Raw genomic sequence first — 18,138 nt, forward strand, 5'->3', positions numbered from 1 at the left:
TTGATCCGCAGCAACCCGCTGCGTGACGCACAGGACCGGCGGCTCCCGCGTATCGCGGGGCCGTCCGGCCTGGTCATCTTTGGCGTCACGGGCGATTTGTCCCGTAAAAAGCTGATGCCCGCCGTCTACGACCTCGCCAACCGCGGTCTGCTGCCGCCGGGCTTCTCCCTCATCGGCTTCGCCCGCCGCGACTGGGAGAACGAGGACTTCGCGCAGATCGTGCACGACGCCGTCAAGGAGCACGCGCGCACGCCGTTCCGCGAGGAGGTGTGGCAGCAGCTCGTGCAGGGCTGCCGCTTCGTGCAGGGCGACTTCGACGACGACAACGCGTTCGAGACCCTCAAGGCCACCATCGAGGAGCTCGACAAGGCGCAGGGCACGGGCGGCAACTTCGCCTTCTACCTGTCCGTCCCGCCGAAGTTCTTCCCCACCGTCGTCCAGCAACTCAAGAAGCACGGCCTGGCCGAGCAGACGGAGAAGTCCTGGCGGCGCGCGGTCATCGAGAAGCCGTTCGGCCACGACCTGAAGAGCGCGCAGGAGCTCAACAGCATCGTCCACGACGTCTTCCCGCCCAACGAGGTCTTCCGGATCGACCACTACCTGGGCAAGGAGACGGTCCAGAACATCCTGGCGCTGCGCTTCGCCAACACCCTCTTCGAGCCGATCTGGAACCGGTCCTACGTGGACCACGTGCAGATCACCATGGCCGAGGACATCGGCATCGGCGGCCGGGCCGGCTACTACGACGGCATCGGCGCCGCGCGCGACGTCATCCAGAACCACCTGCTCCAGTTGCTGGCGCTGACCGCCATGGAGGAGCCCGCTTCCTTCGACGCGGACGCCCTGGTCGCCGAGAAGACCAAGGTGCTGGGCGCCGTCCGGCTCCCCAAGGACCTGGGCAAGGAGACCGTCCGCGGCCAGTACGCGGCCGGCTGGCAGGGTGGCCAGAAGGTCGTCGGGTACTGCGAGGAAGAGGGCATCGACCCGCACTCGAAGACCGACACCTACGCCGCGATCAAGCTGGAGATCGACAACCGCCGCTGGGCGGGCGTCCCCTTCTACCTGCGCACCGGCAAGCGGCTCGGCCGCCGCGTCACTGAGATCGCGGTCGTCTTCCAGCGCGCCCCGCACTCCCCCTTCGACGACACCGCCACCGAGGAGCTGGGGCAGAACGCCCTGGTCATCCGGGTGCAGCCGGACGAGGGCGTCACCCTGCGGTTCGGCTCCAAGGTGCCGGGCACCTCGATGGAGGTCCGGGACGTCTCGATGGACTTCGCCTACGGCGAGTCGTTCACCGAGTCCAGCCCGGAGGCGTACGAGCGGCTCATCCTCGACGTGCTGCTCGGCGACGCCAACCTCTTCCCGCGCCTGCGGGAGGTCGAGCTCTCCTGGCAGATCCTCGACCCGATCGAGGAGTACTGGGACAAGCACGGCACGCCCGCCCGCTACCCGGCCGGTACCTGGGGGCCGGTCGAGGCGGACGAGATGCTCGCACGAGACGGACGGAGCTGGCGCCGGCCATGAAGATCGATCTCACGGACACCACGGCCAGCAAGATCAACAATGCTCTGGTCCAGGGCCGCCGCGCCATCGGCACCCCGGCCATCGGCATGGTCCTCACGCTGGTCATCGTCACCGACGAGGAGCACGCCTACGACGCGCTCAAGGCCGCCAACGAGGCGTCCCGCGAGCACCCGTCGCGCAAGCTCGTCGTCATCAAGCGCGTCAGCCGCTCCCCGCGCGACCGCGCACAGGCCAGGCTGGACGCCGAGGTCCGCGTCGGCACCAGCGCCGGCACCGGCGAGACGGTCGTCCTCCGGCTCTACGGCGAGGTCATAGACCACGCCCAGTCGGTCGTGCTGCCGCTGCTGCTGCCGGACGCCCCCGTGGTCGTCTGGTGGCCGGTCAACTCGCCGCTGCACCCGGCCAAGGACCCGCTCGGCGTCCTGGCCCAGCGCCGGGTCACCGACACCTACGCGGCCGAGGACCCGGTCTCGGAGCTCGCGGCCCGCGCCGCGAACTACGCGCCCGGCGACACCGACCTGGCCTGGTCCCGGATCACCCCGTGGCGCTCGATGCTCGCGGCGGCCCTGGACCAGCAGGCCGTCGAGGTCACCGGCGCCGAGGTCGAGGGCGAGGGCTACAACCCCAGCGGCGAGCTGCTGGCCATGTGGCTCGCGGACCGCCTCGGCATCCAGGCCCGCCGGACCGTCTCCGAGGGGCCCGGCCTCACCGCCGTCCGCCTGGAGACCAAGGACGGCGTCATCATCCTGGACCGCCCGGACGGCTCACTGGCCAAGCTCACCATGAAGGGCCAGCCGGACCGCGCCGTCGCGCTCAAGCGGCGGGAGACCGCCGAGCTCCTCGCGGAGGAACTGCGCCGGCTCGACCCGGACGACATCTACGAGTCCGCGCTGAAGTACGGCGTGGAGCGGCTGGGCGAGGCCGCGGCGGTCCGCCCGGCGGCGGGCGCGCCCGCGCAGTCCCCCGAGGCCCCGGCCGCGGAGGACAAGCCCGCCTCCGAGGACAAGCCCGCCCCGAAGAAGAGCGCGTCCAAGAAGGCGGCGTCCAAGTGAGCACCGCTCCGCAGATCGTCGTCCACCGGGACAAGGAACTGATGGCCCGGGCCGCCGCGGCCCGGCTGATCACGAAGATCGTGGACGCCCAGGCCGCGCGCGGCACGGCGTCCGTGGTCCTCACGGGCGGGCGCAACGGCAACGGGCTGCTCGCGGCCCTCGCCGACGCGCCCGCCCGGGACGCGGTCGACTGGTCGCGCCTCGACCTGTGGTGGGGCGACGAGCGGTACCTCCCGGAAGGCGACGCCGAACGCAACATCACCCAGGCGCGCCAGGCCCTGCTGGACGCCGTCGACCTGGACCCGGCCCGCGTGCACGCCATGCCCGCGGCCGACGGCCGGTACGACGACGCCGACGCGGCCGCCGAGGCCTACGCGGCCGAACTGGCCGCCGCCGCCCGCCCGGAGGACCACGGCCCCGTGCCGTCCTTCGACGTCCTCCTGCTGGGCGTCGGCCCCGACACCCACGTCGCGTCGCTCTTCCCCGAGCTGCCCGGCGTCCGGGAGACCGACCGCACGGTCATCGGCGTCCACGGCGCCCCCAAGCCGCCGCCCACCCGCATCTCCCTGACCCTGCCGGCGATCCGCGCGGCGCGGGAGGTGTGGCTGCTGGCGGCGGGCGAGGACAAGGCCAACGCGGTGGCGCTCGCGCTGAGCGGGGCGGGTGAGATCCAGGCTCCGGCGGCGGGGGCTTACGGCCGCAGCCGCACGCTCTGGCTGCTCGACCAGCCGGCGGCTTCGCAGTTGCCGCGGGGGCTGTACCCGCCGGCTTCGCCCTGACGGGCGGGCATCGCGGCTTCGCCGCGAGGTCCTCAAACGCCGGACGGGCTGATTCAGCCCGTCCGGCGTTTGAGGACAACCGCGCGGAGCGCGGTGTGGGGGTCTGGGGCGTCAGCCCCAGGAAACGGTGAAATGGGGGTCCCCCCTCCGGGGGAGGGACCGGGGCACCCCCCGGGGCGCGTCAGCGCCCCCGAACCGCCCGGTACCGGGCGACGAGCGCGGCGGTGGACGCGTCCAACCCCTCCACCTGCGCCCCCTCGGAGAGCGCCGGCTCAACCCGCTTGGCCAGCACCTTCCCGAGCTCGACTCCCCACTGATCGAAGGAGTCGATGTTCCACACAGCCCCCTGTACGAACACCTTGTGCTCGTACAGAGCGATCAACTGCCCCAGCACGGACGGCGTCAGAGCATCCGCCAGGATCGTCGTGGTAGGACGGTTCCCCTGGAACGTCTTGTGCGGCACAAGCTCCGCGGGCACCCCTTCCGCCGCCACTTCCTCCGCCGTCTTCCCGAAGGCGAGCGCCTGTCCCTGGGCGAACAGGTTGGCCATCAGCAGGTCGTGCTGGGCGGCCAGCGAAGGCTCCAGCTCCTCCACGGGCCGGGCGAAGCCGATCAGGTCGGCGGGAATGAGCTTGGTGCCCTGGTGGATCAACTGGTAATAAGCGTGCTGCCCGTTGGTGCCGGGGGTCCCCCACACCACCGGCCCGGTCTGCCACTCGACGCGCCGCCCTTCCCGGTCCACGGACTTGCCGTTGGATTCCATGTCCAACTGCTGCAGGTAGGCCGTGAACTTCGACAGGTAGTGGCTGTAGGGCAGCACCGCGTGCGACTGCGCGCCGTGGAAGTTGCCGTACCAGATGCCCAGCAGGCCGAGCAGCAGCGGCACGTTCTCCTCGGGCGCCGCGGTGCGGAAGTGCTCGTCGACGAGGTGGAAGCCGTCGAGCATCTCCTGGAAACGGTCCGGGCCGATGGCGATCATCAGGGAGAGCCCGATGGCCGAGTCGTACGAGTAACGCCCGCCGACCCAGTCCCAGAACTCGAACATGTTGGCGGTGTCGATGCCGAAGTCGGCGACCTTCTCGGCGTTGGTGGACAGCGCCACGAAGTGCTTGGCCACGGCGTCGTCACCGGCCCCGAGCCCCGTCAGCAGCCACTTCCGCGCGGAGGTGGCGTTGGTGACGGTCTCGATGGTGGTGAAGGTCTTCGACGCGACGATGAACAGCGTCTCGGCCGGGTCCAGGTCGCGCACGGCCTCGTGCAGGTCCGCGCCGTCCACGTTGGAGACGAAACGGAGCGTCAGGTCGCGATCGGCGTAGGGCCGCAGCACCTCGTAGGCCATGGCCGGACCGAGGTCCGAGCCGCCGATACCGATGTTGACGACGTTACGGATGCGCTTGCCGGTGTGGCCCTTCCACGCGCCCGACCGCACCCGCCCGGCGAAGTCCCGCATCTTCCGCAGCACCGCGTGCACGGCGGGGACGACGTTCTCCCCGTCCACCTCGATCACCGCCGACTCCGGCGCGCGCAGGGCGGTGTGCAGCACCGCGCGGCCCTCGGTCGTGTTGATCTTCTCGCCCCGGAACATCGCGTCCCGCAGCTCCGCCACCCCGGCCGCCTTCGCGAGCTCGCGCAGCAGGCGCAGGGTGTCGTCGGTGACCAGGTGCTTCGAGTAGTCGACGTAGAGGTCGCCGACGGTCAGCGCGTACCTCTGCGCCCGCCGCGGGTCGTCCGCGAACAGCTCGCGGAGGTGCGCCTCCCCCAGCTCTTCCCGGTGCTTGGCCAGGGCGTTCCACTCGGGCGTGCGGTCGAGCCTGTGACGGGCTTCAGCGTTCATGCCGGACATCAGTCCTTCGTTCTTCTCGTAGCTCTCTCGCCTCCCACCAACCTAATTGATGGAACGTCCATTCCGGCGCGCGGCGTCACCCTCCGGGGGGCCGAAACGGTTCGCCCGGAGAACGCGGCCGGCCCGGCCGGGAGGTGGGTGCCTCCCGACCGGGCCGGTCGTCTTCATGCCGCTCATGCGTGCTCTCGCGGGGCGGTCCTCAGATCTCCCCGCGCAGCTTCGCCAGTGCCTCGGCGAGGATGGCCTCGCCGTCCGCGTCGCTGCGCCGCTCCCGGACGTACGCGAGGTGCGTCTTGTAGGGCTCGGTGCGCGGGGGGTCCGGGGGGTTGTCCCGGTCCTGGCCGGCCGGGAAGCCGCAGCGCGGGCAGTCCCAGGTGTCCGGCACCTGCGCGTCGCTGGCGAAGCTCGGCTGCGTCTCGTGCCCGTTCGAGCACCAGAAGGAGATGCGCAGCCGTGGGGCTGATTCGCCCCGCTCCGCCTCCCCCATAGGCCCCGCCCCGACCCGGCTTCCTCGGATCGCGTTGCCACTTGCCACGGTCGTAACTCCCTGCGTGATGGTGCCGCGGAGCGTGACAGTCCGCTCCGCCGCGGGCGCCCCAGTCTACGTAAGGCCCAACGCGCGTCCAGCGGCAGGAGTTACCGACCGGCCGTGAAGACGCGGTCACCATCATAGGCCGAGGGTGCGACGGAGCGTCAGCTATCGAACTTCATCAGGAGCCCGAGCACCACGATGCAGGCGAACCACAGCAGGCCCACGACGATGGTGATCCGGTCCAGGTTGCGTTCGGCGACCGAGGAACCGCCTACGGAGGACTGCATGCCGCCGCCGAACATGTCGGACAGGCCGCCGCCCTTCCCCTTGTGCATGAGCACCAGCATCATCATCAGCAGGCTGAAGACGATGAGGGCGATCGAGAACCCCATGACCACGGCTGGACCAACTCTCTCGGACTGTCACGGACGGACACTGGACGATGACGCTGCGGGGCCGGGTGGCGCGTTTGCGCCGGTCCCGGCCCCGACAGGGTACGACGGGCGGGGCCCGTCGGGATACCGCTACTGGTCGCGGAAGCGGACGATCTTGACGAACTCGTCGGCGTCCAGCGCGGCACCGCCGACCAGCGCGCCGTCCACGTCGGGCTGCGCCATGATCGCGGCGACATTGCCCGACTTCACCGAGCCGCCGTACTGGATCCGGACCTTGTCGGCCAGCTCCTGGGAGTACAGCTCGGCGAGGCGGCCGCGGATGGCACCGCAGACCTCCTGCGCGTCCTCGGGCGTGGCGACCTCGCCGGTGCCGATGGCCCAGACGGGCTCGTAGGCGATGACGATGTTCTCCGCCTGCTCGGCCGGGACGTCCTTCAGGCCGCCGTCGAGCTGCGCGAGGGTGTACGCCACCTGGTTGCCCGCCTTGCGGACGTCCAGACCCTCGCCGACGCAGAGGATCGGGGTGATCCCGTTCTTGAAGGCGGCCTTGACCTTGGCGTTGCAGAGCTCGTCCGACTCGCCGTGGTACTGGCGGCGCTCGGAGTGGCCGACGGCCACGTAGGAGCACTTCAGCTTGGCGAGCATGGGGCCGGAGATCTCCCCGGTGTACGCGCCCGAGTCGTGCGCGGAGATGTCCTGCGCGCCGTACTTGATCTTGAGCTTGTCACCGTCGACCAGCGTCTGCACGGAGCGCAGGTCGGTGAACGGCGGCAGGACGGCGACCTCGACGGCCTCGAAGTCCTTGTCCGCGAGGGCGAAGGCGAGCTTCTGGACGTGGGCGATGGCCTCGAGGTGGTTGAGGTTCATCTTCCAGTTGCCCGCCATCAGCGGGGTACGAGCACTCACGTGGTTCAGTCCTCCAGTGCGGCGAGGCCGGGGAGCGTCTTGCCCTCGAGGTATTCGAGGCTGGCGCCGCCGCCGGTCGAGATGTGGCCGAAAGCGTTCTCGTCGAAGCCCAGGATGCGCACGGCCGCGGCCGAGTCGCCCCCGCCCACGACGGTGAAGCCCGGCGAGTCCAGCAGGCCCTGCGCGACGGCCTTGGTGCCGTTCGCGTAGTCGGGGTGCTCGAAGACGCCCATCGGACCGTTCCAGAAGACGGTGCCGGCGTCGGCGAGCTTCGAGGCGTACAGCTCCCGGGTCTTCGGGCCGATGTCCAGGCCCTCCTTGTCCGCCGGGATGGCGTCCGAGGCGACGAGGTCCGGGTTTGCCGGGGTCTTGCCCTTGAGGTCCGGGAACTCGGCGGAGACCAGGACGTCCACCGGGAGGACGAACTCCACACCGCGCTTCTCGGCCCGGGCCAGGTACTCCAGGCAGGCCGGGATCTGGTCCTCCTGGAGCAGCGAGATGCCGACCTCGTGACCCTTGGCCTTGAGGAAGGTGTACGCCATGCCGCCGCCCACGAGGATGCGGTCGGCCTTCTCCAGCAGGTGGTCGATGACGCCCAGCTTGTCGGAGACCTTGGCGCCGCCGAGGATCACGACATACGGCCGCTTGACGTCCTCGGTCAGCTTCTTGAGGACGCCGACCTCGGTGGCGATCAGGTCGCCCGCGGCGTGCGGCAGGCGCGCCGGGAGGTCGAAGACCGAGGCGTGCTTGCGGTGCACGGCGCCGAAGCCGTCGCCCACGTAGAGGTCGGCCAGCGACGCGAGGGCGTCGGCGAACGCGCCGCGCTCGGCGTCGTCCTTGCTGGTCTCGCCCGCGTTGAAACGGAGGTTCTCCAGCAGCGTGACCTCGCCGTCGCCGAGGGCGGCGACGGTGGCCTTCGCGCTGTCCCCGACCGTGTCGGTGGCGAACGAGACGTCCTTGCCCAGGATCTCACCGAGCCGCTTGGCGACGGGGGCCAGCGAGAACGCGGGGTCCGGGGCGCCCTTCGGGCGGCCCAGGTGGGAGGCGACGATCACCTTGGCGCCCGCGGCGGCGAGCTTGGCGATCGTCGGGGCGACGGCGCGGATGCGGCCGTCGTCGGTGATGGTGGTGCCGTCGAGCGGCACGTTGAGGTCGGCGCGGACGAAGATCCGCTTGCCCTCGACGCCGTCCTGGACGAGTTCGTCGATCGTCTTCATGCGGTGACTCCGGTGACTTCCGTTGGGGGTCAGTCATGGGACGGGGCCCGCCCGACGCGTCGTCGCGTCGCACGAGCCCCGTCCCCTACATCCCGATGCCTGTGATCGTACGACCAGCGGGCAGAGAGATCAGAGCTGGCCGCCGACGAAGACGGTCAGGTCGACCAGGCGGTTGGAGTAGCCCCACTCGTTGTCGTACCAGCCGACGACCTTGACCTGCTTGCCCTGGACCATGGTGAGCTGCGAGTCGAAGGTGCAGGAGGCCGGCCAGTTGACGATGTCCGAGGAGACGATCGGGTCCTCGGTGTACTCGAGGATGCCCTTGAGCTGACCCTCGGCGGCCTTCTGGAAGGCGGCGTTGATCTCTTCCTTGGTGGTCTCGCGGTCGAGCTCCAGGACGAGGTCGGTGACCGAGCCGGTCGGGACCGGGACGCGCATGGCGATGCCGTCCAGCTTGCCCTTGAGCTGCGGGAGAACCAGGGCGGTGGCCTTGGCGGCGCCCGTCGAGGTCGGGATGATGTTCTCCGCGGCGGCGCGGGCGCGACGCAGGTCGCTGTGCGGGAAGTCCAGGATGCGCTGGTCGTTGGTGTACGCGTGGACCGTCGTCATCATGCCCTTGACGATGCCGAAGGTCTCGTCCAGGACCTTGGCCATCGGCGCCACGCAGTTGGTGGTGCAGGAGGCGTTGGAGATGACGTGGTGGTTGGCCGCGTCGTACTTGTCCTGGTTGACGCCCATCACGATGGTGATGTCCTCGTTCTTGGCCGGGGCCGAGATGAGGACCTTCTTCGCGCCGGCGGCGAGGTGCTTGGCGGCGTCCTCGCGCTTGGTGAAGATGCCGGTGGACTCGATGACGATGTCGGCGCCCAGCTCGCCCCAGGGCAGGTTGGCGGGGTCGCGCTCGGCCATCGTCTTGAACGTCTGGTTACCGACGGTGATCGAGTCGTCGGTGTGGCTGACGTCCTGCTTCAGGCGACCGAGGATGCTGTCGTACTTCAGCAGGTGGACCAGGGTGGCATTGTCGGTCAGGTCGTTGACACCGACAATCTCGATGTCCGCACCCTGCTCCAGGAGCGCACGGAAGTAGTTTCGACCGATACGGCCAAAGCCGTTGATGCCTACGCGGATCGTCACGAACCGATCTCCTCGTTGGTGTGCCGGTCTGTCCCGGCGACTGTAAATGGGATGTCCCCGACCACCACCGACCCTACCCCCAACACGGGACGTACGTGACATTGGCGGGCCCTGGTGGGACAGGGGTCCGCGCCCCCTCGCACAAGGGGGCGCGGACCGTTACCACAGGGGGTTACCTCCCGTTCGGGCGCCCCTCGGTCAGCCGTGCACGGCGCGCAGTACGGCGCGCAGCAGAGCCGCGCGCTGCTTGCCGTCCCGGACGTGCTCCAGGCCGAAGCCCAGCAGCGCCGTGTCGGGGGTGACGACCGCGGCGGAGGAGTGGGCGAGGGCCCGGGAGGCCGCCCAGTCACCGGCGTTCCGGGCGCTCCCGGCCGGTGCGCCGGGAGTCTTCCAGGTGCCCAGGGTTCCGCTCTCGAAACCCTCGGCCGCCCGGTCACCGCCGGTGACGACGGCCTCGTCGAGGAGCACGCCCGATCCGCCGGTCCCGGCGTCGGTGACGTAGGAGACGGCCAGTTCGACCTTCTTGCCCGCGTAGGCGCTCAGGTCGAAGGAGGCGGCGTGCCAGCCCTGGGTGGTGCCGCTGAAGCGGTGCCAGACGCCGCTGGTGCCGCGGGCGGCGCAGTCCTCGCCGGCCACGGTCAGGTAGTGCTTGAGGAAGGGGTGGGCCGCGACCAGCTCGGCGCAGCCCTGGGGGACCTCGTCGGTGGTGCCGCCGTTCGTGTCGCGCAGGGTGGTCCAGTCGTCCCGGCCGACGGTGTGGGCCTCGACGATCGCCTGGTCGTAGCCCGGTTCGGTGTCGAGGCTGAGGCGGAGGCCGAGCGCCGGCCTGGCGGTGGCGCGGACGCCGGTCAGGTCGACGGTGCGGGCGAGCCGCATCCAGGACCGGTCCTTGTGCCGGGCGGCGGCCATCCAGTTCCCGGCCCACGGCTCGTAGGCGGTCCGGACGCCGGGGTAGTCGCCGGCCGGCGCGCTGCGGAACTGGGGGAAGTCGCGGGAGCGCAGGCTGTCGGAGGTGACGACGTGGGCGCCGGCGGCGTCGAGCGGGTTGCCGGGCGCGTCGGCGAGGTCGGCGCGGACGCCGGCCAGCGGCCCGGTCCCGGCGAAGCGCTTCGGGTGCTTCACCTGGGTGCGGGCGTAGGCGCCCAGGTAGTACTGGGCGAAGTCGTCCGTGTCGGCCCGGCCGACCCGGGAGGCGCCGCCGGCCCGCTCACCCAGGGTGATGAGCTTGCCGCCCTCGTTGACGTAGGCGCGGACGGCGAGCAGCGTGTCGCCGCTCGGCTTGTTGTCGCCCGTGTACCACAGGACCGTCCTGAAGTGGGAGAGCACACCGAGCGGGTCGGGGGTGCCGTCCCGGGCCACGTCCCAGATGAGGCCCTTGCGGCCGGCGGCGTTCAGCGCCTCGGTGTAGGTGACGGCGTGCCGGGCCGGGGCGGTGCCGCCCTCGTCGGCGATGACGAGGGTGTCGGCCTGCGGGCGGTGCCAGACGGTGTAGGTGAAGGACGGGCCGCGGGTGGTCCTGCCCTCGGCCGTGCGCCCGGTGAACCACACCTCGACCTTGGCCCCCTCGCGGGCGGCCGGGACGGTGCCCCGGTACTCGTCGAAGCGGACGTTGTCGTGTCCGCCGTAGCGCTTGCCGCCCTTCCAGGGCGTGACGGCCGCGGTGCGCGTCTTCCCGCCGTCCACGCGGTAGTTGAGCCTCTTGTCGCGCACGCTCTTGCGGGCGGTGACGGCAACGGTCTGGCCGGTGCCGCGCGCGTAGGAGGCGGTGAACGCGTGCGGGGTGAAGTCCGGGGCGCCCAGACCGGTCACGGAGGCCGGGCGGTCGCCGCGGGCGGCGGTCTCGGCGACGGAGAGGGCGAAGGGGAGGTTCTTGGCGAACTCCGCCTGGATCAGCTTCCTGTCGTCGGGGAAGGCGAACTCGGAAGGGCAGTCGGCCGGGTCCCAGCGTCCTGAGGTGTCCGCGCGCGAGGCGGTGCGGCACGTCGACATCTCCGGGGTGAACATCAGCGTCCCGTTGACGTTGGCCGCGTGGCCGTCCGCCTCGCCGTTGGTGGTGTACAGCTCGGAGGAGAGCTGCGGCCGGTAGCCGGGGATCGCGGACTTCTCCGGTGTCCCGGCCAGGGACCTGAGGAGGACGTCGTCGGGCGTGGGCGTGGCGACCTGCCACCCGACGCCGTACAGCAGCATCTCGCCAGCCGAGTGGTAGTTGACGGCGTAGGAGAAGCGGATCCGCTTCTGGAACGCGTCCAGCGCCCTGGTCTCGGGCTCGGAGGCGGGGGCCGGCCCGCGGTAGGTCTCGGAGGCCGGGTCGGGGGACGAGCCCTCGTTGTCGTAGCCCCACTTGTAGGGGAAGTTGCGGTTGAGGTCGACGCCGTCGCCCGCCGTGATCTTCCCGTCGCCGTTGTTGTCGCGCAGGTTCTTCCGCCAGAACCGGGTCTCGGGGCCCTTGAAGGTGTGGTCGTAGCCGTCGGGGTTGGCGGAGAGCACGAACCACAGTTCGGTGCGGTCCACGAGCCGGGTGATCCGCGGGTCCTTGCCGTAGCGGTCGAGGTAGTGGTGCATCAGCCGCCGGGTGGTCTCCGGGGTGATCCACTCCCGGGCGTGCTGGTTGGACATGTAGAGGACGGCGGGCTTGGAGCCGTCCTCGCTCCTGGCCGCGTCCTTGCCGACCTTGAGAGCGAGGATGTCCTGGCCGCGCACGGTCTTGCCGATGCTGACGACCTTGGTGAGCCCCGGGTGGGCCCGGCCGGTGTCGACGATCTCCCGCTGGAGGCCCTTGGGCCCGCTGTACGGGCGGAAGACGCCGTCGCCCGCGGCCTCGAGGCGTTCCCGGGCGCGGGGCGACATCCGTTTCTCGGTGAGCTTCACACCCTGGCCGCGCAGTTCGCGGGCCTGTCCGGGGGTGAGGTAGAGCTCGACCGGGACGGCCCGGTCCCCGGCGGGCCGGCCCAGTTCGTGTCCGTCGACGCCCGCCTTGAGCAGCAGGGGCACCTGGGCCTGGGTGACCTCGCCGGTCCATACGGTCAGCGCCTCGGAGGCGTCGGCGGCGCCGGCGTCCGGTCGTGCGGGTGAGGCGGGTGCGAAAGGTGCGGCCTGTGCGAAGGGTGCCGCGGTGACTCCACCGAGCAGCAGCGATGCCGCCACGAGGGTCGCTCGTGTCCTGCGTCTCATGAACCCCCCTTGCCGTTGTCTGTCCCGTCCATGCCGGTCGACAGGCTTCCGAGGGCCCATGGGCATGTCAATAGGGCCTGGACGGGGGCGCAGACGTCGTACCCGGCGGGGCGGGCCGCCCGCCGGGGCACCCGCCGCGAAGTCGGCCTGAACCGGCCGGACCGGCCGGATCGAGAAGTCCGGCGGGACCGGTGAGGGCGGCCGGACCGGACCGGCGCGCCGGGCCCGCGGCGCAGGCCGGCGCGGCAGGGCGGACCGGGGCGGCGGCAGGGACCGCATCGGCAGGACCCGCGGAACCGGCCGGGGCGCCCGCCGTCGGCCCGCGGCGGCCGGAGAAGCGCCGACACGGCCGGTGTCAGCCGGCCATGCCCTTGACCATGCCGTCCACCAGGTCCTCCGGCAGATCGGCCAGCTCCGTCAGGTTGGACTCGGTGCCGGGAATGCCGAGGTCCTGGGCGCGCTTGTCGGCCATCGCGAGCAGCCGGCGGATCCGGCCGGCCACGGCGTCCTTGGTGAGCGGCGGGTCGGCGAGGGCGCCCAGCTCCTCCAGCGATGCCTGCTTGTGCTCCATGCGCAGCCGGCCCGCGGCGGCGAGGTGCTCCGGGACCTCCTCGCCGAGGATCTCCAGGGCCCGCTGCACCCGCGCTCCGGCGGCGACGGCGGCCCGGGCGGAGCGGCGCAGGTTGGCGTCGTCGAAGTTGGCCAGCCGGTTGGCGGTGGCCCGCACCTCGCGGCGCATCCGGCGCTCCTCCCAGGCCAGCACCGACTCATGGGCGCCGAGCCGGGTGAGCAGCGCGCCGATGGCGTCGCCGTCGCGGACGACCACCCGGTCGACGTTGCGCACCTCGCGGGCCTTGGCCGCGATCTGGAGCCGGCGGGCGGCGCCGACGAGGGCGAGCGCCGCCTCCGGGCCGGGGCAGGTGACCTCCAGGGAGGAGGAGCGGCCGGGCTCGGTCAGCGAGCCGTGGGCCAGGAAGGCGCCGCGCCAGGCGGCCTCCGCGTCACAGGTGGCACCCGAGACGACCTGCGGCGGCAGGCCGCGGATCGGCCGGCCGCGGCCGTCGACCAGGCCGGTCTGGCGAGCCAACTGGTCACCGCCCGCCACCACCCGCACCACGTACCGGCTGCCGCGGCGCAGTCCGCCGGGGGCCATGACGACCAGGTCGGAGGCGTGGCCGAAGATCTCCAGGATGTCCTTGCGCAGCCGTCGCGCCGCGATCCCGGTGTCCAGCTCCGCCTCGATCACGATGCGCCCGCTGACCAGGTGCAGGCCGCCGGCGAAGCGGAGGATCGCCGAGACCTCCGCCTTCCGGCAGCAGGTCCGGGTGACGGGAAGCCGGGAGATCTCGTCCTTCACCGCTGCCGTCATCGCCATGGGCCGATCCTTCCATGCATCCGAAAAATACGGTCGTACGCGGCGGCCAGCAGTTCCGGATCGTGCGTAGCGGAACTCCCCTGGGCGGCGACCGGCGCCAGCTCGACCGTGCCGCCGAGCCGCTTGGCGGCGTCCCGGAGGCTGTCCCGGTCGGGCACGGCGGCCTCGTCGGCCAGCACCACGTCCAGGGCGAGTTTAGGGGCGTGTCGGGCCAAAACCTCCAAATGACGCTGCGGGGAGAAGCCCTCGGTTTCGCCGGGCTGGGGGGCGAGGTTCAGCGAGAGCACCCGGCGGGCCTTGGTCTCCTGGAGCGCGGTGAGCAGCTCGGGGACCAGCAGGTGCGGGATCACCGAGGAGAACCAGGAGCCCGGACCGAGGACCACCCAGTCGGCGTCCAGGACCGCCTCGACGGCCTCGGGCACGGCGGGCGGGTCCTCCGGGACGACGTGCACGGAGTGCACCTCGCCCGGGGTGAGGGCGACGGTGGCCTGGCCGCGGACGGTGGTGACGGCATCCGGCTCGCGGGGGTCGTGGCCGCGGACCAGCGCCTGGAGCTCCAGCGGGACGGCGGACATGGGCAGCACCCGGCCGTGCGCGCCGAGCAGCTTGCCGACCAGGTCCAGGGCCTTGACGTGGTCGCCGAGCTGCTCCCAGAGGGCCACGATCAGCAGGTTGCCGACGGCGTGGCCGTGCAGGTCGCCCTCGCTGGCGAAGCGGTGCTGGACGACGCGCGACCAGGTGCGCCCCCAGTCGTCGTCCCCGCACAGCGCGGCGAGGGCCTTGCGCAGGTCGCCCGGGGGCAGCACGCCGAGCTCGTCGCGCAGCCGGCCGCTGGATCCGCCGTCGTCGGCGACGGTGACCACGGCCGTCAGGTCGCCGGTGATCCGGCGCAGCGCGGCGAGCGAGGCGGACAGCCCGCGGCCGCCGCCGAGGGCGACGACCTTGGGCTGGGTGCGGCGCTGGAGGCGCCGCTCGGCGCCGCGGGGACCGCCGGGGACGACCCGGCGGGCGCGGCGCATCCGGAAACCGCGGCCGGTCACTCGCGCCCCATGTCCCGGTGGACGACGACGGTCTCGACACCCTCCGAGACGAGGCGGTGGGCGAGCTTCTCGGACATGGCCACCGAGCGGTGCTTGCCGCCCGTGCAGCCCACGGCGATCGTCACGTACCGCTTGCCCTCGCGGCGGTAGCCGGCCGCGATGAGCTGGAGCAGCTCGGTGTAGCGGTCGAGGAACTCCTTGGCGCCGGGCTGGTTGAAGACGTAGCCCGAGACCTCCTCGTTGAGGCCGGTGAAGGGGCGCAGCTCGGGGACCCAGTGCGGGTTGGGCAGGAAGCGGCAGTCCACCACCAGGTCGGCGTCGACGGGCAGGCCGTACTTGTAGCCGAAGGACATGACGGTGGCGCGGAGCTCCGGCTCCTCCTCGCCCGCGAACTGGGCGTCCATCTTGGCGCGCAGCTCGTGGACGTTGAGGCTGGAGGTGTCGATGACCAGGTCGGCGTCGCCGCGCAGCTCGCGGAGCAGGTCGCGCTCGGCGGCGATGCCGTCGACGATGCGGCCGGAGCCCTGGAGGGGGTGCGGGCGGCGCACCGACTCGAAGCGGCGCACGAGGGCGTCGTCGGACGCCTCCAGGAAGATCACCCGCCGCTTGACCTTCTTGGCGGCGAGGTCCGCGAGGGACTCCCGGAGGTTGTCGAAGAACCGCCGGCCGCGGACGTCGACGACCACGGCGATCCGGGCCACGTTGCCCTGGGAGCGGGCGCCGAGGTCGACCATGGTGGGGATGAGGGCGGGCGGCAGGTTGTCGACGACGAACCAGCCGAGGTCCTCCAGGCACTTGGCGGCGGTGCTGCGGCCCGCCCCCGACATGCCCGAGATGATGACCAGCTCGGGGATGCCCGCCGCCTCGCCGGTCGTGTCCGCCGTCGTGCCCGTACTCACCTTTGCTCCGTCCCGATCGTTCTCGTTCATGCCGTGCTGCATGTGGTGTCCCCCGTTCTGCCGGCGGGACCGTGGTCGCGGCCCCGTCCGTCCGGCTTTCCCTGAGCTCTTTCCCTGATCCTCGCAGGGACCGGGGGCGGGACCGGGGTCACGCGCCCGGCGGCCGCTCCCGCGCCCCTCGCGCTCGTCTCCATCATCCCTCGGCCTCGTCCAGGATCTCGCCCGTCGCCATGTTGACGGCGGGGGCGGGCGGGGCGCTTTCGGCCAGGGCGGCGGCGACGGCCAGGGCGGTCTTCCGGCCGACCCCGGGCACCTCGCAGATCTGCTCGACGGTGGCCGCGCGCAGCTTCTTCACCGAGCCGAAGTGTTTGAGCAGCGCCTGCTTGCGGCTGTCGCCCAGGCCGGCGACGGCGTCCAGCGGAGACGCCTTCATCGACTTGGCCCGCTTGCCGCGCTGGTAGGCGATGGCGAAGCGGTGCGCCTCGTCGCGGACGCGCTGGAGCAGGTAGAGGCCCTCGCTGGTGCGGGGCAGGACGACCGGGTCCTCCTCGTCCGGCAGCCAGACCTCCTCCAGACGCTTGGCGAGGCCGCAGACGGCGACGTCGGCGATGCCCAGCTCGTCCAGCGCGCGGCGGGCGGCCTGCACCTGGGGCCGGCCACCGTCGACCACGACGAGCTGCGGCGGGTAGGCGAAGCGCTTGGGGCGGCCGTTGTCGTCGCGGGGGCCGGCGGTGTCCTCGTCCGGGACGTCGGTTTCCTCGGCCCGTTCCTCCACGGTCCACTCCCCCGTCTTCTGGCTCTCCCGCAGGTAGCGGCGGAAGCGGCGGGAGACGACCTCGTGCATGGACCGGACGTCGTCCTGCCCCTCGAAGGTCTTGATCTGGAAACGGCGGTACTCGCTCTTGCGCGCCAGCCCGTCCTCGAAGACGACCATGGACGCCACCACGTCCTGCCCCTGGAGGTGGGAGATGTCGAAGCACTCGACGCGCAGCGGCGCGGAGTCCAGGCCCAGGGCCTCGGCGATCTCCTCCAGGGCACGGGAGCGGGTGGTGAGGTCGGAGGCGCGCCTCGTCTTGTGCAGGACCAGCGCCTGCTGGGCGTTCCGCTGGACCGTCGCCATCAGGTCCTTCTTGTCGCCGCGCTGCGGGATGCGCAGGTCGACGCGGGAGCCGCGGCGGGCGGTGAGCCATTCGGCGACCGGCTCGACGGGGTCGGGCAGGGCGGGGACGAGGACCTCCTTGGGCACCGCGTCGCCCTGCTCCTCGCCGTAGAGCTGCTGGAGCGCGTGCTCGACCAGGCCCGCGGTGTCCACCGCCTCGACCTTGTCGGTCACCCAGCCGCGCTGGCCGCGCACCCGGCCGCCGCGCACGTGGAAGATCTGCACGGCCGCCTCCAGCTCGTCCTCGGCCACCGCGATCAGGTCGGCGTCGGTGGCGTCGGCGAGGACGACGGCGTTCTTCTCCATGGCGCGCCGGAGCGCCCCTATGTCGTCGCGGAGCCGGGCGGCCTTCTCGTACTCCATCTCCTCGGCCGCCTCCTGCATGTGCCGCTCCAGCCGGCGGAGGTAGGCGCCGGTGCGGCCGGCCATGAAGTCGCAGAACTCCTCGGCCAGTTCGCGGTGCTCCTCGGGGGTGACGCGGCCGACGCAGGGCGCGGAGCACTTGCCGATGTAGCCGAGCAGGCAGGGGCGGCCGATCTGGGCGGAGCGCTTGAACACCCCGGCCGAGCAGGTGCGGACGGGGAAGACACGGAGCATCAGGTCGACGGTCTCGCGGATCGCCCAGGCGTGCGCGTAAGGCCCGAAGTAGCGCACGCCCTTCTTCTTGGCGCCACGCATGACCTGGACGCGCGGGAACTCCTCGTTCAGCGTGACGGCCAGGTACGGATAGCTCTTGTCGTCCCGGTACTTCACGTTGAAGCGCGGGTCGTACTCCTTGATCCAGGAGTATTCGAGCTGCAGCGCCTCGACCTCGGTGGCGACGACGGTCCACTCGACGGAGGCGGCGGTGGTGACCATCGTGCGGGTGCGCGGGTGCAGACCGGCGAGGTCCTGGAAGTACGAGGAGAGCCGCTGGCGCAGGCTCTTCGCCTTCCCGACGTAGATCACCCGGCCGTGCTCGTCACGGAACCGGTACACCCCGGGCGAGTCGGGGATCTGTCCCGGCTTGGGTCGGTAGCTGCTGGGGTCGGCCATGTCTCACACCCTACTTGCGGGCACTGACAAGCCGGTCTCGCGGACGCACCGGCCCCGGCCCCGGCGCGTGGAGGGCG

At 71.7% G+C, this 18,138-nt stretch carries 14 protein-coding genes; 3 read left to right on the plus strand and 11 right to left on the minus strand.

What is annotated here, in order from left to right:
• Genes zwf through pgl form a run of 3 tightly spaced genes read left to right on the plus strand, consistent with a single transcriptional unit; the run spans nucleotide 1 to nucleotide 3,355 of the window.
• Nucleotides 1–1,524 (plus strand): glucose-6-phosphate dehydrogenase, encoded by a 1,524-nt coding sequence (zwf, locus tag ACZ6X9_RS11615; RefSeq protein WP_469777804.1) that lies wholly within the window; start codon nucleotides 1–3, stop codon nucleotides 1,522–1,524.
• A complete protein-coding gene (opcA, locus tag ACZ6X9_RS11620; RefSeq protein ID WP_469777805.1) occupies nucleotides 1,521–2,576 on the plus strand; it encodes a glucose-6-phosphate dehydrogenase assembly protein OpcA in 1,056 nt (351 codons plus the stop codon). The genes zwf and opcA overlap by 4 nt, the downstream gene beginning before the upstream one ends.
• Entirely contained in the window at nucleotides 2,573–3,355 is a 783-nt protein-coding gene (gene pgl / locus ACZ6X9_RS11625; protein WP_469777806.1) for a 6-phosphogluconolactonase, read from the plus strand. The genes opcA and pgl overlap by 4 nt, the downstream gene beginning before the upstream one ends.
• A 181-nt stretch (nucleotides 3,356–3,536) precedes the next feature.
• On the opposite strand, the gene pgi is transcribed toward pgl, so the two are convergent.
• The 11 genes from pgi to uvrC all read right to left on the minus strand — a co-directional run bounded on the left by pgi (nucleotide 3,537) and on the right by uvrC (nucleotide 18,061).
• On the minus strand, nucleotides 3,537–5,189 hold the full coding sequence (pgi, locus tag ACZ6X9_RS11630; protein WP_469777807.1) for a glucose-6-phosphate isomerase: 1,653 nt from the start codon (nucleotides 5,187–5,189) through the stop codon (nucleotides 3,537–3,539).
• 208 nt (nucleotides 5,190–5,397) lie between these two features.
• Nucleotides 5,398–5,733, minus strand: a complete 336-nt coding sequence (locus tag ACZ6X9_RS11635) for an RNA polymerase-binding protein RbpA (protein WP_003957010.1) — start codon at nucleotides 5,731–5,733, stop codon at nucleotides 5,398–5,400.
• Nucleotides 5,734–5,891: 158 nt separating this feature from the next.
• A complete protein-coding gene (gene secG, locus ACZ6X9_RS11640) occupies nucleotides 5,892–6,122 on the minus strand; it encodes a preprotein translocase subunit SecG (protein WP_040890769.1) in 231 nt (76 codons plus the stop codon).
• Nucleotides 6,123–6,254: 132 nt separating this feature from the next.
• Nucleotides 6,255–7,031, minus strand: a complete 777-nt coding sequence (gene tpiA, locus ACZ6X9_RS11645) for a triose-phosphate isomerase (RefSeq protein WP_185943721.1) — start codon at nucleotides 7,029–7,031, stop codon at nucleotides 6,255–6,257.
• A 5-nt stretch (nucleotides 7,032–7,036) separates the two neighbouring features.
• Complete coding sequence (locus tag ACZ6X9_RS11650) at nucleotides 7,037–8,248, minus strand: phosphoglycerate kinase (RefSeq protein ID WP_469777808.1); 1,212 nt, start codon at nucleotides 8,246–8,248, stop codon at nucleotides 7,037–7,039.
• Nucleotides 8,249–8,377: 129 nt separating this feature from the next.
• The gene (gene gap / locus ACZ6X9_RS11655) at nucleotides 8,378–9,382 is read right to left on the minus strand and encodes a type I glyceraldehyde-3-phosphate dehydrogenase (RefSeq protein ID WP_223767740.1); all 1,005 of its coding nucleotides are present in this window, start codon (nucleotides 9,380–9,382) and stop codon (nucleotides 8,378–8,380) included.
• A 198-nt stretch (nucleotides 9,383–9,580) separates the two neighbouring features.
• Nucleotides 9,581–12,553, minus strand: a complete 2,973-nt coding sequence (locus ACZ6X9_RS11660; protein ID WP_469777809.1) for a M14 family metallopeptidase — start codon at nucleotides 12,551–12,553, stop codon at nucleotides 9,581–9,583.
• A gap of 355 nt (nucleotides 12,554–12,908) precedes the next feature.
• The gene (gene whiA, locus ACZ6X9_RS11665; protein ID WP_004948030.1) at nucleotides 12,909–13,928 is read right to left on the minus strand and encodes a DNA-binding protein WhiA; all 1,020 of its coding nucleotides are present in this window, start codon (nucleotides 13,926–13,928) and stop codon (nucleotides 12,909–12,911) included.
• Nucleotides 13,919–14,968 (minus strand): gluconeogenesis factor YvcK family protein, encoded by a 1,050-nt coding sequence (locus tag ACZ6X9_RS11670; protein WP_004948031.1) that lies wholly within the window; start codon nucleotides 14,966–14,968, stop codon nucleotides 13,919–13,921. The genes whiA and ACZ6X9_RS11670 overlap by 10 nt, the downstream gene beginning before the upstream one ends.
• Complete coding sequence (gene rapZ, locus ACZ6X9_RS11675) at nucleotides 14,965–15,897, minus strand: RNase adapter RapZ (RefSeq protein WP_469777810.1); 933 nt, start codon at nucleotides 15,895–15,897, stop codon at nucleotides 14,965–14,967. The genes ACZ6X9_RS11670 and rapZ overlap by 4 nt, the downstream gene beginning before the upstream one ends.
• Before the next feature lie 163 nt (nucleotides 15,898–16,060).
• The gene (uvrC, locus tag ACZ6X9_RS11680; RefSeq protein ID WP_469777811.1) at nucleotides 16,061–18,061 is read right to left on the minus strand and encodes an excinuclease ABC subunit UvrC; all 2,001 of its coding nucleotides are present in this window, start codon (nucleotides 18,059–18,061) and stop codon (nucleotides 16,061–16,063) included.
• Between the last annotated feature and the right edge of the window lie 77 nt (nucleotides 18,062–18,138).

This window comes from Streptomyces sp. NPDC052910, from assembly GCF_055585605.1.

Excerpts from the sequence above, each read along its gene's own strand:
- opcA (WP_469777805.1), top strand. The coding sequence starts at position 1,521 with ATGAAGATCGATCTCACGGACACCACGGCCAGCAAGATCAACAATGCT.
- pgi (WP_469777807.1), bottom strand. The coding sequence starts at position 5,189 with ATGAACGCTGAAGCCCGTCACAGGCTCGACCGCACGCCCGAGTGGAAC.
- secG (WP_040890769.1), bottom strand. The coding sequence starts at position 6,122 with ATGGGGTTCTCGATCGCCCTCATCGTCTTCAGCCTGCTGATGATGATG.
- ACZ6X9_RS11650 (WP_469777808.1), bottom strand. The coding sequence starts at position 8,248 with ATGAAGACGATCGACGAACTCGTCCAGGACGGCGTCGAGGGCAAGCGG.
- ACZ6X9_RS11660 (WP_469777809.1), bottom strand. The coding sequence starts at position 12,553 with ATGAGACGCAGGACACGAGCGACCCTCGTGGCGGCATCGCTGCTGCTC.
- whiA (WP_004948030.1), bottom strand. The coding sequence starts at position 13,928 with ATGGCGATGACGGCAGCGGTGAAGGACGAGATCTCCCGGCTTCCCGTC.
- rapZ (WP_469777810.1), bottom strand. The coding sequence starts at position 15,897 with ATGAACGAGAACGATCGGGACGGAGCAAAGGTGAGTACGGGCACGACG.
- uvrC (WP_469777811.1), bottom strand. The coding sequence starts at position 18,061 with ATGGCCGACCCCAGCAGCTACCGACCCAAGCCGGGACAGATCCCCGAC.